The sequence below is a fragment of the Paracoccus sp. (in: a-proteobacteria) genome, assembly GCF_047605025.1.
In the GTDB taxonomy this organism is placed as follows: domain Bacteria; phylum Pseudomonadota; class Alphaproteobacteria; order Rhodobacterales; family Rhodobacteraceae; genus Paracoccus.
The window spans coordinates 35,601-49,823 of sequence record NZ_JASGGO010000005.1 but is presented as its reverse complement, the minus strand read 5'-3'; the positions used below and the strand labels follow the sequence as shown (position 1 = coordinate 49,823).

Sequence of the window (14,223 nt, the reverse complement as noted above, 5' to 3'; positions counted from 1 at the left end):
GTCATGCGGCCCGGCGGCATCCGCCGCCCAGGCATTTCTCCTCCTGCCGACGGGGCTGGGCCGCAGCCTCGAATCCCGCCGTCCGCATCACCATATCTGAAATATTTTTCGTTGTCCGTAAAAAAATGCATTTCCGAATTCGGCCGTCTGGGCTATGAATCCCTCCGAGGAGATCGCCATGCCAGCGTGCCCCGATCGGCCCGCGCCGCCCGGCGAAGGAGGGACCATGCGCCATCGACCCATCGCCCGCCGGCGGGAACAGCACCATGCCGGGGCCTGACATCCTGATCGGCATCGATGCCGGAACCTCGGTCATCAAGGCGGTGGCCTTTGACCTGGGCGGGGGCCAGATCGCCGCCGCCGCCGTGCCGAACCGCTATCATGCGGGCGCCGACGGCGCAGCCACGCAATCCCTGCCCCGGACCTGGGAGGATTGCGCCACGGCCCTGCGCGGGCTGGCGGGGAAGGTGCCGGACCTGGCCCGGCGGACGGCCGCGCTTTCGGTCACGGCGCAGGGGGACGGCACCTGGCTGGTGGGCCGCGACGGGCCTGTCGGCGATGCCTGGCTGTGGCTTGATGCCCGCGCCGCGCCCACGGTCCGGCGCCTGGCCGCCGGGCCGCTTGGCCGTGCCCGCTTCGAGGCGACCGGCACCGGGCTGAACACCTGCCAGCAGGGCAGCCAGATGGCCCATATGGACGCGCATGCGCCCGAGCTTCTGGACCGCGCCGAGGTGGCGCTGCATTGCAAGGACTGGCTTTATCTGAACCTGACCGGGGTGCGGGCGACCGATCCATCGGAGGCCAGCTTCACCTTCGGGAATTTCCGCAGCCGCGCCTATGACCCGACCGTGATCGAGGCTCTGGGCCTGGACCATCGCCGGAACCTTCTGCCGCCGATCCTGGACGGCAGCCGGACCACCCATCCCCTGACGCCCGAGGCGGCGGCGGCGACCGGGCTTCTGGCGGGCACGCCGGTCAGCCTGGGCTATGTGGACATGGTGATGACCGCGCTGGGGGCCGGCGTGCATGGCGGGGGCGCGGGGGACGTGGCCTGCTCGACCGTCGGCTCGACCGGGGTGCATCTGCGCGCCGTGCGGTCGCAGGACGTGCATCTGAACGCCGAGGGCACGGGCTATGTCATCTGCCTGCCGATCCCCGGCATCGTGACCCAGGTGCAGACCAACATGGCCGCGACCCTGAACCTCGACTGGATCCTGGGCGTGGCGGCGGGGATCATGTCCGACATGGGCCAGCCCGTCACCCATCGCGACCTCGTTGACCGCATCGAGGATTGGCTGGCGCGGTCCCGTCCCGGCCAGATCCTTTACCACCCCTATATCTCGGAGGCGGGCGAGCGCGGCCCCTTCGTCGATGCCCAGGCGCGCGCCGGGTTCATCGGCCTGTCGGCCGGGCATCGCTATCCCGACCTGATCCGCGCCGTGGCCGAGGGGCTGGGCATGGCGATGCGCGACTGCTACGCCGCCATGGGGCCGCTGCCCGGCGAATTGCGCCTGACCGGGGGCGCGGCGCGGTCCAGGGGGCTGCGCGGCATCCTTGCGGCGGCGCTTGGCGCGCCGGTGCGGGTCTCCGGCCGCGACGAGGCCGGGGCGGCCGGCGCCGCGATGATGGCCGCCGTGGCCATCGGCGCCTATCCCGACATGGAAGCCTGCATCGCGGAATGGGTCACGCCGCTTCTGGGCGCGGCCGAACCGCCCGACCCGGCGCTGGCCGCCGCCTATGGCCGGATCTTCCCCGCATTTTCCGCGGCGCGGCGGGCGCTGCCGCCGGCATGGGACGCGCTGGCGCAAGCCCGCGACCCGAAAGGAGCTTGAGATGACCCAGGAACAAGACATGATCGACCTTTTCGTGATCGGCGGCGGCATCAACGGCGCGGGCATGGCGCGCGACGCCGCCGGCCGGGGCCTGAAGGTCGTGCTGTGCGAAAAGGACGACCTGGCGCAGGGCACCTCGTCGCGCTCGGGCAAGCTGGTGCATGGGGGGCTGCGCTACCTTGAATATTACGAGTTCCGCCTGGTGCGCGAGGCCCTGATCGAGCGTGAGGTGCTGCTCAACGCCGCGCCGCATATCATCTGGCCCATGCGCTTCGTGCTGCCGCATTCGCCCCAGGACCGGCCCGCCTGGCTGGTGCGGCTGGGGCTGTTTCTTTACGACAACCTGGGCGGGCGCAGGAAACTGCCCGGCACCCGCACCCTGGACCTGCGCCGCGACCCCGAGGGCGCGGCACTGCTGAACGAATACGCCAGGGGGTTCGAATATTCCGATTGCTGGGTCGATGACGCCCGCCTTGTCGTGCTGAACGCCATGGATGCCGCCGAGAAAGGCGCCGAGGTGCTGACCCGCAGCCCCTGCGTCTCGGCCCGCCGCGAGAATGGCGCCTGGACCGTCCAGACCCGCAGCGAGATCACCGGCGAGATTCGGACCTTCCGCGCCCGCTGCGTGGCGAACTGCGCCGGCCCCTGGGTCTCGGAGGTGATCGCCGATGTCGCGGGCGCCACCTCGACCCGCAAGGTGCGGCTGGTCAAGGGCAGCCATATCATCGTGCCGAAATGGTGGGCCGGCGCGCACGCCTATCTGGTCCAGAACCACGACAGGCGCGTGATCTTCATCAATCCCTACGAGGGGAACATGGCGCTGATCGGCACCACCGATATAGCCTGGGAAGGTCGGGCCGAGGATGTCGAGATCGCCGAGACCGAGATCGACTATCTGCTGGCCGCCGTGAACCGCTATTTCAAGGAAAAGCTGCGGCGAGAGGATGTGCTGCACTCTTTCTCGGGGGTGCGGCCGCTGTTCGACGATGGCAAGGGCAACCCCTCGGCGGTGACGCGGGACTATGTTTTCGACCTGGACGAAGGCGGCGGGGCGGCGCTGCTGAACGTCTTCGGCGGCAAGATCACCACCTTCCGCGAACTGGCCGAACGCGGCATGCACCGGCTGCGCGGGATCTTTCCGCAGATGGGCGCGGACTGGACCGGGACGGCCCCCCTGCCCGGCGGCGACATGGCGAACGCGGATTACGAATCCTATGCCGAGCTTCTGCGCCAGTTGAACCCCTGGATGCCGCGCGCGCTGGTCCACCATTACGGCCGCCTTTACGGCACCCGCACGCGGGAGGTGGTGGCCGGGGCGCTGTCGCTTGCCGGGCTGGGCCGACATTTCGGCGGCAATCTCTACGAGGCCGAGGCGCGCTATCTGGTCGCGCGCGAATGGGCGATGACACCCGACGACATCCTTTACCGCCGCACCAAGCATTACCTGCACCTGACCGAGGATCAGCGCCGCGCCTTCGCGGCGTGGTTCGCCGCCTCGGACCTGGCCCCGAGGACATCATGCCCCTGACGCTTTCGCTGAACACCAATCCTCTGGTCAACCGCTTCGCCGAGCCGGGCGATCTGATCGACACCGTGGCGCGCGACCTGAGGATCCGCGACCTGCAACTGACCCATGAATTCATCAACCCAAGCTGGCCCGCCCCGGTGATCCGCCGGTTGACGCGGGCCATGGGCGCGGCGCTGGCCCGGACCGGGGTGCGCGTCACCAGCGGCATGACCGGGCCTTATGGGCGGCTGAACCATTTCGGCCATCCCGACCGCGACGTGCGGCGCTATTATGTCGATTGGTTCAAGACCTTCGCCGACATCATCGCCGATCTGGGCGGGGTTTCGGTCGGGACGCAATTCGCGATCTTCACCTATCGCGATTACGACGACCCGCGGCGGCGCGAGGAACTGATCCGCATCGCCATCGACTGCTGGGCCGAGGTCGCGGAACATGCCAAGGCGGCGGGCCTTGCCTATGTCTATTGGGAACCGATGAGCGTGGGGCGCGAATTCGGCGAGACCATCGCCGAATGCATGGCCCTGCAAGACCGGCTGACGGCGGCGGGCATGGCGGTGCCGATGTGGATGATGGCCGATATCGACCATGGCGACGTGACCAGCCCGAACCCGGACGATACCGATCCCTATGCCTGGGCGCGCGCCGTGCCCAGGGTCAGCCCGATCATCCATATCAAGCAGTCGATGATGGACAAGTCGGGCCACAAGCCCTTCACCGCCGCGTTCAACGCCAAGGGCCGCATCCAGCCCAAGCCGTTGCTGGCCGCCTTTGCCGAGGGCGGCGCGCAAGACAACGAGATCTGCCTTGAGCTGAGCTTCAAGGAGCGCGAGCCGAACGACCGTCAGGTGATCGGCCAGATCGCCGAAAGCGTCGCCTTCTGGGCGCCGCATATCGACACCGGCGCGGATAAGTTGAATATCTGAAAGTCCGACCGCAGCCCGCCAGCACGAAAGACGCCCGCCATGACCTGCCCACTTGCAATCCGGCCCCTCTGATGGCCCGGCATGGCCCCATCGACCCGGAACAAAGCTTGGCCATCCGGGCGGCCTGGCTGCATTACGCGGGCGGGCTGACCCAGGCTGCGGTGGCGAAGCGGCTGGGGCTTCCTTCGGTCAAGGCGCATCGCCTGATCGCGCGGGCAGTGGCCGAGGGCGTCGTCAAGGTCTCGATCGACGGCGAAATCGTCGAATGCGCCGCGCTTGAGGACCGGCTTTGCCGCCGCTTCGGCCTGGATTACTGCGAGGTCGCGCCTGATCTGGGCGAAGAGGGCATCCCGCTGCGCGCGCTCGGGATGGCGGGGGCGGGCTTCCTGCGCCGCCAGATCGAAAGCGGCGAACACAAGGTGATCGGGCTGGGGCATGGCCGCACGCTGGCGGCGGCGGTCCGGCAATTGCCGCGCTTCGACGCCAGGGACCGGCGCTTCGTCTCGCTCCTGGGGGGGCTGACGCGGAACTATTCGGCCAATCCGCATGACGTGATGCACAGCCTGGCGGCCAAGACCGGGGCGCTGGCGCATGTGCTGCCGGTGCCCTTCTTCGCCAATTCCGAGGCCGACCGCGCCATCCTGCTGGCCCAGCCCGGCGTGCGCGAGATCTTCGACCTGTCAAACGGCGCGACGCTGAAATTCGCGGGCATGGGCACGGTGGACGCGGGGGCGCAACTGGTCGCCTCGGGCATGATCGAGGCGCGCGAGATCGCCGAGATCAACGCCGCCGGCGGCGTGGGCGAGATCCTGGGCCATTTCTTCGACAAGGACGGGCGGGTGCTGGACACCATGCTGAGCGCGCGCACCCTGGCGGTCGATCTGGACGGACCCAGGGGCGCGCGCATCGTCGCCATCGCGGGCGGGCTGGAAAAGGCCGGCGCGATCCGCGCGGTGCTGAAAAGCCGCCGCCTGTCGGGGCTGATCACCGACGAGGCGACGGCCCGCGCGGTGCTGGCGGACGAGGACTGAGGGCCCCCTTCGCCCCCGGCCTGGGCGGGCTTTGGTCGCTGACCCCTGGTCCGAGATTTTGTCACCCTATCGGCGCATATCTTTCAATTCGCGGCGGGGATGCGATGACGGTTCGAGGTGACGGGTCCTGACCGGATCACGCCGAAATCGGGGCTTTCGCGCGGCAGCTCGTCAAAGATCCGCAAGCGAGGCCGATGGCGGGCCGGTCGTGCAACCCTTAGCCCTGCGACAGGCCGAAGACGCAATGCAGCGCCCGGTTCACCGCGACCGGCAGCACCGACATATGCGTTTCATCCGCATAGGTCTGATAACTGGCCCGGACGCCGGGGATCGCGGCCAGATGGAAGGCCATCTCGCGTGCGGCCTCAAGCGTGCGCTCGCGCGATTTGGCCGTCAGGCGTTGATCGGCATCGGCGGCGGCGCGCTGGAAGGGGGCCAACGCGGAGCCCTCCCATTCGCCGGCCGACAGATGCACCGTCACGGGCCGCGATGGCACGAAGGCATCGCGATGGCCCAGCAGGAAACCGTCCTCCCAGGTGATCGAGGGGCTTGCGGCGATCCAATGGCTGAAGGCATCGGGCCGGGTGAACAACAGCCAAAGCGCGAAAAGCCCTCCGAAGGAATGGCCGAAAAGCCCTTGCCGCGCCGGATCCAGCCGGACACGCGGGGCAAGGAAGGCCCGCACATCCTCAAGGATGAAACGCGCAAGCTCCGCCCCTCCGCCCGTCCTGACTTCGGGCGTGCCGGGCCAGAAGGGCGGATAGGTGGCGCCGGGCGGCGGTCCCAGATCCCAACTGCGGCGGAAGGGATCATAGGCATCCTCCCCAGGATAACCGATGGCGACCAGCGCGCCCCAGCCAAGATCGGTGCCGCCGGGCCAGCTTGCCTGCGCCCGCATCGCGTCGATGGCGGTGGCGATCACCGCATTGCCGTCGGTCATGGTCAGCGCGGGCCAGCCGGCAGCGGGCGCCTCGCCCGGCGGCAGCCACACAAACACCCGCCGCACCGCGCCGGTCGCGCTGTCCGCCAGATCGAACCAGCGCAGCCCGGCATGCCCGACGCCTTCGGCCAGCGGCGCCGGAGCGGGGACGGCCATGGGAACAAAGGGCCGGCTCATGCGTCACCCATCGCAAGCGGGGACAAGGCCCCAAGCCCCAGGGCAGCGCCCCTGCCCCCCCGCGCGATCCGGCGGCGCATCAATGCGGCCTCTCGGCGCGGCCCCGCGCCGGATCGGCGACCGGATTGAGCAAGGGCAGGAAATCGCCCTTGCGCCCCAGCGCATCGGCCAGCGACTGGCGGTCCAGCACCGCCATGAACGCCGCAAGCGCCTCGCCCAGCACGCAGGTCAGCCCGCAGGCCGGGGCGATGATGCAGCCACCGCAGCCAACCAGATCGAAATCGTCCTCGGTATGGCGCACGACCGCGCCCAGGCTGATCTTTTCGGGCGGCAGCGCCAGCCGGATGCCGCCGTTGCGGCCCCGGACACTGCTAAGCCAGCCCGCGTTCACCAGGTCGTTGATCACCTTCATCAGATGGTTTTGCGAGATTCCGTAAGCCCTCGCAATCTCGGAAATAGAGCATAGCCGGTCCGGCTGGCGGCCCAGATACAGCAGCACCCGCAGCGCGTAGTCGGTGTATCGCGTCAGTCTCATCATCCGGTCCAGAATTGATGTATATCAATTACATCATTTTGGCGGGGAGTATAGATGCATTTCGGATGCATGCTTCAGCACCCTTCGCAGCGAAAGTCACGCAGGAGAAATAGATGACCCGCACGCCAAGCCCTCGCACCATCGAACTGGTCAAGGCGACCGTCCCCGCCTTGCAGGCGCATGGCCTTGACATCGTTCATGAGATGTATGGGCGCATGTTCCGCGACCCCCAGATCCGCGACCTGTTCAACCAGTCCCATCACGGCATCAGCGATGCCCAGCCGCGCGCGCTAAGCGGCGCGGTCCTGGCCTATGCCGCCAATATCGACAATCTGGCCGCCCTGGCCCCCGCTGTCGAGCGGATCGCGCAGAAGCATGTGGGCCTTCAGATCCTGCCCGAGCATTACCCGCATGTGGCCAATGCCCTTCTGGGCGCGATCGGCCATGTGCTGGGCGATGCCGCGACCCCCGAGATCCTGGAAGCATGGGGCGAAGCCTATTGGTTTCTTGCCGATATCCTGATCGCGCGCGAGAGTCGGATCTATCAGGATCAGGCCGCCTCGACCGGCGGCTGGAACGGCTGGCGCGATTTCCGCATCGCCGAGGTGACGCGCGAAAGCGACGTGATCACATCGTTCCTGCTGCGCCCGGTCGACGGCGCTCCGGTCATGGCGCATCGGCCGGGGCAATATCTGACCTTCTGGTTCCAGATCCCCGGCCATCCACCGGCCAAGCGGAACTACTCCATCTCGTCGGCGCCGGACCGGCGGGGCTATCGCATCAGCGTCAAGGCCGAGCCGATGGGCCTGGTCTCGCGCTGGCTGCATGCGCAGGCGCCGGGAACGGTCCTGAAGGTGGCGGCGCCCGCGGGCGAGTTCTTCCTTGAGGCGCTGCCGCAGCGCCCGGTGGTGCTGCTTTCGGGCGGGGTCGGGCTGACGCCGATGGTCTCGATGCTGGAATGGCTGGTCGCCGAGGGCGCGACCCAGCCGGTCCATTACATCCACGGAACGCATGATCGCGACAGCCATGCCCTGCGCGAACATGTCCGCGCCCTTGCCGCGCGCGGCCATGCCGTGCAGGTCACCGATTTCCATCAGACCCCCTTGCCCGAAGAGGTGGCCGGCCGCGACTATAACCAGGCCGGGCTGATCAGCGACGACTGGCTGCTGGCGCATACGCCGGTCGCGCAGGCGGATTACTATATCTGCGGCCCGCGCCCCTTCCTGCGCGCGGCTGTCCTGGCGCTGTCGCGCGCAGGCGTTCCGGCCACGCGCATCCATTACGAATTCTTCGGCCCCGCCGACGAACTGCTGGCCGCCTAGAACAAGCGGCCCCGGCCCGGCGACCGGGCATGGCCAACCCCTCTTCGCCGGATCCGGCGAAGAGGGAGTTACGGTCAACCATCGAAAGCAGGCAGCATATCCCTGAAGGCCAGCGCGGCGAGGCGAGGAGACATAAGCATAATGACATCCTCGTGCATTATTCGGCCTTCTTCCCACTCATGGGGTGGAGGCAACGGCGCGTGCTCGATAACGAGTGTATCCCCGGAGCCGCTTATGCGAAGCCTGAATGGTTTTAGGCCGGTAAGCGCGAGTAAGAAGGTGATCGGGTAGGGTCGGTCCCCATGAGCCTCGTAGAATAGCTCGGCATGGAGCGAAATAAGTTTCATGACGATTTTCCCTGGCTGACCGCTTCGTCCCGCATGGCTGACCTACCAAGGCCACCAGCGGCGGCGGGACTGACTGCCCTGTGGTGCAGGTAGCATCCGGCGCAGGTCCTCGATGTGCTTTCCTCGTTCCTCGGCTAGAGCCGCGCGTTTCTCGGCATCCGCAAGCTGCTCTTTCAGCACTTCAATTTGACCGTGTAAGGGGGTGTTCTTGGTGGTCAAGTTTTCCCGGATTGTCCTGCCTCGGCTGGTAAACTCTTGCCATCTCTGATGGATCTATTGTCCACGTTCCTTGTCCATCCTGAACACCTGAAACCTTACCAGATTTCAGGGCTTTTTGCAGGGTTGGCCGGGAAACATCGAAGTGTTTTACCGCCTCTCGTATGGAAAGTTTGTCCACCTTTTTCACCCCTGTTCCTGCTGGTCGAAATCGGGTTATTTTTCCCGGTCAAATGCGGGCAAATCTGGCTCCATCCCGTCAAGGAATGGTTGTGAAGGAGGGGGGAGGCCGTTCCCGCTCGGAAGTTGCTGTTCTCCACGAAACAGGCTGGGAAGGCGGCGCAAAGGCGCTTGGTGGTCGATCTGATCGCGGTCAGGCTGTTCCTCATCGGAGACGATCACGGCGGCGGTGAACAGGCTGTAGCGGATGCCATCACGCTTGCCGCTCCATGCTACGCGATCATTGATGATGTGCGCGTTCACGGTGCCGTTCTCCCCGATCTGGCGAACCTCAATCCAGCGGTCCTCAACCAGCACGTCAACTGCCCGCTGGACGGTTCGGCGGCTGCACTTCATCAGGGCTGACAGCGTTTTCTGGCTGACGACAACGGCGTTATGCTCTCCTACCCGTGCTGTCAGGATGTGCATGAGCTGTGCGCGAAGCCCGGTCGATGAAGGCTGTCGGCGCAATGGGGAAACCGGGCCCTGAGCCATCGCCTATCTCTTGCGGAAGTGCTTTTTCCCAAAGCCGGCCGTGGACGCGCGAAAGGCACGTCCAGACGACGGGTCGCTATGCTGGGGCAATCCATGGCCGATGTCCGCAATCGCCTCAAACTCTGGCATATAGCGCCCTCAGCCGCGCAGCCTCGTTGTCCAGCCCATAGGGCGGATTGATCACGAACATGCCCGAGCCGACCATGCCGTGCCCCGGACGGGCAGGCGGAAAGCGGACCTCGGAAAGCAGCGCCTTGGGGTGATCCGCCCGCAACTGCCGGACCATCGGCGCCTGGCGATCATCGGTCAGCACCGGATACCAAAGCGCGATGATGCCCACGTTCCATTTCCGCGCCAGTTTCGCGATATGGCGCGGCACCGCCTCGTAATCGGCCTTCACTTCATAGCTGGGGTCGATCAGCAGCAGGCCCCGGCGCGGGGTCGGGGGGCAAAGCGCGTTGGCCATCTGAAAGCCGTCCTGCCGGTGCAGATGGGCAAAGCGGGTGGCCTGGGCCAGGGCCTCATGCTCGGCCGGGTGCAGTTCGGCCAGATGGGCGTTGTCCTCGGGGCGCAGGAAATGGCGCGCGATCAGGGGCGAGCCGGGATAGGCCGCCGGTCCATGCTGGCGGCGGATGGCCTCCAGCGCCTGGGTCAGGGGATGATCCGCCGGCAGCCACCCCTCGCGCAGGGCGCGGGCGATGCCGGCCTCGGCCTCGCGGGTCTTGCCGGATTCCGGCCCGGACAGGTCGTAAAGCCCACGCCCGGCATGGGTCTCCAGATAGGTGAGGGGCTTGGACTTGGCGGCCAGGTAATCCAGCATCCAGGCCAGAAGAGCATGCTTGTGCAGGTCGGCCAGGTTCCCGGCGTGGAAGGCGTGCTGATAGGACAACATCCCCCGCGCTTATCCCGGCCAGCCTGAAATGAGAAGCGGCGCCACGCATTTCCCCGCGTATTTTCCATGCGGGTTCCATGCGGGGCAGTTCCGTCCTGGATCGCCCGGCCCGATCAGGTCCGGCCCATGCATATCGCCGACAATCCCATGGCGCGTCGATTGCATGCGAAAGGACGGTGCGGCCGGGCGGACGCATTCGCCCGCCCGGCCATGGCATCATGACTTTCGAAGCCCGACGGCATGCGCGCCGAAGATAAGCTGCTGGCCCATCGGGCGGCCGATGAAGCGTTCGGGAAAGATCGGCGGCAAGGCGCTGGCCTGGTCCAGCCGGGCGATCTGTTCGTCGCTGAATGTGATCCCCAGCGCCCCGAAATTGTCTTCGGCCTGTTCGACGGTGCGTGCCCCCACGATAGGCGAGGTGACGGCGGGGTTGAGCAGCGTCCATGCCAGCGCCACCTGCGAGCGCGAGGCCCCAAGCTCTTCCGCGACCTCACCCACCACATCGGCGATTTCAAGCGAGCGTTCGTTGAGATGGCCGGTCGAGGCGATCACGCCCTTTCGCGTCGGCGCGACATTGGCGCCGTTCTCGTCCGACAGGTCGGCGCGGCTGTATTTGCCCGTCAGGATGCCGCCGCCAAGCGGCGACCAGGGCAGCACGCCAAGCCCCAGTTCGCGCGCCATCGGCATCAGTTCGTATTCGACCGTGCGCTCGATAAGGCTGTATTCGATCTGAAGCGCGACGAAGGGCGACCAGCCGCGCAGGTCGGCCAGCACCTGCATCTGCGCCACCCGCCAGGCCGGCGTGTTGCAGATGCCGACATAAAGGATCTTGCCCGCGCGAACCAGATCGTCCAGCGCGCGCATGACCTCTTCGGGCGTGGTCGTGAAGTCCCAGGCATGCAGATAAAGAAGGTCGATCCGGTCGGTGTCCAGCTGGCGCAGGCTGGCCTCGACCGACCGCATGAGGTTCAGGCGATGATTGCCGCCCGAGTTGATGTTCCCGGCATCGCGCGCCATCGTGAACTTGGTCGCCAGCACCACGCGCTCGCGCTTGTCCTTGACGAAGCCGCCAAGGATCCGCTCGGACGCGCCATTGGTGTAGTTGACCGAGGTGTCGATGAAATTCCCGCCACGCTCGACATAGACGTCGAAGATGCGGCGGGCCTCGCCCTCGTCGGCGCCCCAGCCCCAATCCGACCCGAAGGTCATCGTGCCGAGCGACAAAGGCGAGACGCGCAGACCCGAGCGGCCCAGCAGCCGATACTGGTCCAGGGAAGTGGTGTTTGACATGGAAAGGCTGTCTCCGGTTATGGGCGAACGTGTCGCTGTTTCTTGCCCGTCCATATCGGCGGCCCGGCTGCGCCGGCGGTAGAATGTTTGTCCCGAATCCTTGCATGATCGTCCAGATAAGGCCATTGCCGCCTTCCCGCTTGCGTGGGATAAGGCGGCATGAGCCAGCTTGCGACACTTACGGATATCCTCAGCCGCCATGCGCCGGTGGATGGCGCCCATTCCTGCCCTCTGCCGGGTGTGACGCTGCTGCGTTCATCGACGCCGACGATGCCGATGCCGGTCGTCTACGAGCCGACGCTTTGCATCATCGCGCAGGGGCGCAAGCGTGCCATGCTGGGCGCGACCGCCTTCGTCTACGATCCGGCGAGCTATCTGATCGCCTCGGTCGATCTGCCGATCATGGGATCGGTGATCGAGGCAAGCGCGGAGCGGCCATATCTTTGCCTGCAACTGGATCTGGACGCGGCCGCGCTTGGCGAACTCGCGATCCGCCACCCCGCGACGGCTCCCGAGGCCGAGGGGCCTCCGGCCGGGATCGCGCTGAACCGGACGACGCCTGCGCTGCTTGATGCCGCGATCCGGCTTGCGGGGCTGCTGGATACGCCGGAAGACATCGACGCGCTTGCGCCGCTGACGATCCGGGAAATCCTTTACCGCCTGCTGACGGGGGATAGCGGGGCCACGATCCGGCAGATGGCGCGTGCCGACAGCCGCCTCAACCAGATCGCCCGCGCCATCGTCTGGATCAGAACGCATTTCCGCGAAGCTTGCACGATCGAGCAGGCCGCCGCCGTGGCGGGGATGAGCCGCTCGACCTTCCATGCCCATTTCCGGGCGGTCACCTCGATGAGCCCGCTTGAGTTTCGCACGCATCTGCGCATGCAGGAGGCGCAGCGGCTGATGGTCAACGATGCGCTGGACGCGGCCAGCGCGGGTTTCAACGTGGGATACGGAAGCCCGTCGCAGTTCAGCCGCGACTATGCCCGCATCTTTGGCGCACCGCCCGCCCGACATGCCAATCGGCTACGCGGCACGGCCGAAACCCTGCCCGGCATGTCGGAATCGGCGACCGCCGCCTAGTCGTTTGATCCCACGATTTGATGGTGCGATCCTTTCTATGGAATGGAAGGATGCCCTATGGGACAAGTTCGTCCCGTCGGCAGGCTGATCGCGAACGGGATCGCGAAGCCTGTCGATGCCGAGGCGGCGGCGCGGCTTCTCAACGGCACGGCGTTGAATGCCGCTTATGGGTGGCGGCAAGCGATGAACCGGGCGCCGTGCTGCCCAAAGCCGTCAAGGCGCTCCGCGTGATGGCAACGGGTTTGCTGGCCGACCGGAATCCATCCTGAGACCATGGCCGCATCGGCGGGGATGCCCTTTTCAATCGGGCGCGACAGCGGCCTGCCGGAAAGGCTCGGGCAGGCAGCCCATATCAGCCAGGCTTGCCCGGACTGCCTGGTCAAGCGGGGTGCGCGGCTCGGGGCCGATCAACTGTTCCAGGCGGCCATTGTCAAGCCGGACAGGGTGGCGCCAGTATTGGGCGATCTCGGCCGCCTCGCGCGGAAAGCCGCCGAACGGCGACAGCAGATGCATGGCCCACCAGGGAAAGCGGCGGCGGACGACCGCATGGCCGGCCGCGCGCGCGATGGCGTCGGCAATGCCGGTCCCCGTCTCGTCGCAATAGCCGGCGAATTGAACGGCTTCGAATACGGCCAGCTTTTCCGGGACGCCCAAAAGACGCGCCAGCGCCTCGGCCAGATCGGGCAGATAGGCCCAGCTATGGCCGCCGCTGCGATCCAGATTGACCACGCGGCGGACGGGCCGACCGGGCTTGACCATGGCCTGGCTGAACCAGCTTGAACGGACGCCGGGACCGAAGAAATCACCGGCGCGCAGGACCAGCACCGGAGCGTCATGGGAACTCTCTCCAAGGCGGCGCTCAAGCGCGACGCGGATGGCGCCCTTGCGGCTGCGCGGATTTTGCGGACTGTCCGCGTCGATCACCGGCGTCTTCGCCGGATCGAAATTATAGATCGTGCCCGGCAGGACGATCCGGGCGCCGGCCGATTTCGCGGCGGCGATGGTATTGTCCACCATCGGCAGGACCAGCTTGTCCCAATTGGCGTAGTTGGGCGGATTGACCGCATGGATGATGACCGACGCGCCAGAGGCCGCGGCGGCGACATCCCCGGCCGTCATCGCATCGCCGCCGACCCAATCAAGCCCCGGTTTCTTGGCCAGGGCGGCCGGGACATCGCGCGCCATGCCGCGAACCTGCCAGCCGCGGCGGATCAGCGTATCGGCGATAACCCCGCCGATACCGCCGGTGGCGCCAAGGACAAGGGCTTTCCTGTCGGTCATGATCTTCGCTGCATCTTTTGCGTTTCTAATAGCTTGGCTGATTCATGCATGTCGGTTTCATACATGTCGATGGGCCTTTGGGGCGGCCATGCGATCCCGCGACGTTGCGGGC

13 protein-coding genes are annotated in these 14,223 nt (G+C 66.7%); 6 read left to right on the top strand and 7 right to left on the bottom strand.

What is annotated here, in order from left to right; translation table 11 throughout:
- Positions 1–266 precede the first annotated feature (266 nt).
- The 4 genes from QM682_RS04625 (at position 267) to QM682_RS04610 (ending at position 5,314) form a co-directional block, all read left to right on the top strand.
- The gene (locus QM682_RS04625) at positions 267–1,832 is read left to right on the top strand and encodes an FGGY family carbohydrate kinase (protein ID WP_415127584.1); all 1,566 of its coding nucleotides are present in this window, start codon (positions 267–269) and stop codon (positions 1,830–1,832) included.
- Position 1,833: 1 nt separating this feature from the next.
- Positions 1,834–3,360 (top strand): glycerol-3-phosphate dehydrogenase, encoded by a 1,527-nt coding sequence (locus tag QM682_RS04620; RefSeq protein WP_415127582.1) that lies wholly within the window; start codon positions 1,834–1,836, stop codon positions 3,358–3,360.
- On the top strand, positions 3,351–4,283 hold the full coding sequence (locus QM682_RS04615; RefSeq protein WP_415127580.1) for a TIM barrel protein: 933 nt from the start codon (positions 3,351–3,353) through the stop codon (positions 4,281–4,283). The genes QM682_RS04620 and QM682_RS04615 overlap by 10 nt, the downstream gene beginning before the upstream one ends.
- A gap of 107 nt (positions 4,284–4,390) precedes the next feature.
- Positions 4,391–5,314 carry a sugar-binding transcriptional regulator gene (locus QM682_RS04610; protein ID WP_415127578.1) on the top strand — a complete coding sequence of 308 codons (924 nt, stop codon included), beginning with the start codon at positions 4,391–4,393 and terminating at the stop codon, positions 5,312–5,314.
- Between the two features lie 217 nt (positions 5,315–5,531).
- On the opposite strand, the gene QM682_RS04605 is transcribed toward QM682_RS04610, so the two are convergent.
- Positions 5,532–6,431 carry an alpha/beta hydrolase gene (locus tag QM682_RS04605; RefSeq protein WP_415127576.1) on the bottom strand — a complete coding sequence of 300 codons (900 nt, stop codon included), beginning with the start codon at positions 6,429–6,431 and terminating at the stop codon, positions 5,532–5,534.
- Positions 6,432–6,510: 79 nt separating this feature from the next.
- On the bottom strand, positions 6,511–6,966 hold the full coding sequence (locus QM682_RS04600) for an RrF2 family transcriptional regulator (RefSeq protein ID WP_415127574.1): 456 nt from the start codon (positions 6,964–6,966) through the stop codon (positions 6,511–6,513).
- 113 nt (positions 6,967–7,079) lie between these two features.
- Between QM682_RS04600 and hmpA the strand changes: the two genes are divergently transcribed.
- Entirely contained in the window at positions 7,080–8,288 is a 1,209-nt protein-coding gene (gene hmpA, locus QM682_RS04595; RefSeq protein ID WP_415127572.1) for an NO-inducible flavohemoprotein, read from the top strand.
- 528 nt (positions 8,289–8,816) lie between these two features.
- Here the strand turns inward: hmpA and QM682_RS04590 are convergent.
- The 4 genes from QM682_RS04590 to QM682_RS04575 form a co-directional block, all read right to left on the bottom strand.
- On the bottom strand, positions 8,817–9,041 hold the full coding sequence (locus tag QM682_RS04590) for a helix-turn-helix domain-containing protein (protein WP_415127570.1): 225 nt from the start codon (positions 9,039–9,041) through the stop codon (positions 8,817–8,819).
- 26 nt (positions 9,042–9,067) lie between these two features.
- Complete coding sequence (locus tag QM682_RS04585) at positions 9,068–9,565, bottom strand: helix-turn-helix domain-containing protein (protein WP_415127568.1); 498 nt, start codon at positions 9,563–9,565, stop codon at positions 9,068–9,070.
- Between the two features lie 115 nt (positions 9,566–9,680).
- Positions 9,681–10,457 carry a 23S rRNA (adenine(2030)-N(6))-methyltransferase RlmJ gene (locus tag QM682_RS04580; protein WP_415127566.1) on the bottom strand — a complete coding sequence of 259 codons (777 nt, stop codon included), beginning with the start codon at positions 10,455–10,457 and terminating at the stop codon, positions 9,681–9,683.
- 216 nt (positions 10,458–10,673) lie between these two features.
- The gene (locus QM682_RS04575) at positions 10,674–11,747 is read right to left on the bottom strand and encodes an aldo/keto reductase (RefSeq protein ID WP_415127564.1); all 1,074 of its coding nucleotides are present in this window, start codon (positions 11,745–11,747) and stop codon (positions 10,674–10,676) included.
- Positions 11,748–11,906: 159 nt separating this feature from the next.
- On the opposite strand from QM682_RS04575, the gene QM682_RS04570 reads away from it, so the two are divergent.
- Complete coding sequence (locus QM682_RS04570; protein ID WP_415127562.1) at positions 11,907–12,830, top strand: AraC family transcriptional regulator N-terminal domain-containing protein; 924 nt, start codon at positions 11,907–11,909, stop codon at positions 12,828–12,830.
- A gap of 300 nt (positions 12,831–13,130) precedes the next feature.
- Here QM682_RS04570 and QM682_RS04565 read toward each other — a convergent pair whose 3' ends face one another.
- Complete coding sequence (locus QM682_RS04565; RefSeq protein WP_415127560.1) at positions 13,131–14,111, bottom strand: NAD(P)H-binding protein; 981 nt, start codon at positions 14,109–14,111, stop codon at positions 13,131–13,133.
- Positions 14,112–14,223: the final 112 nt, after the last annotated feature.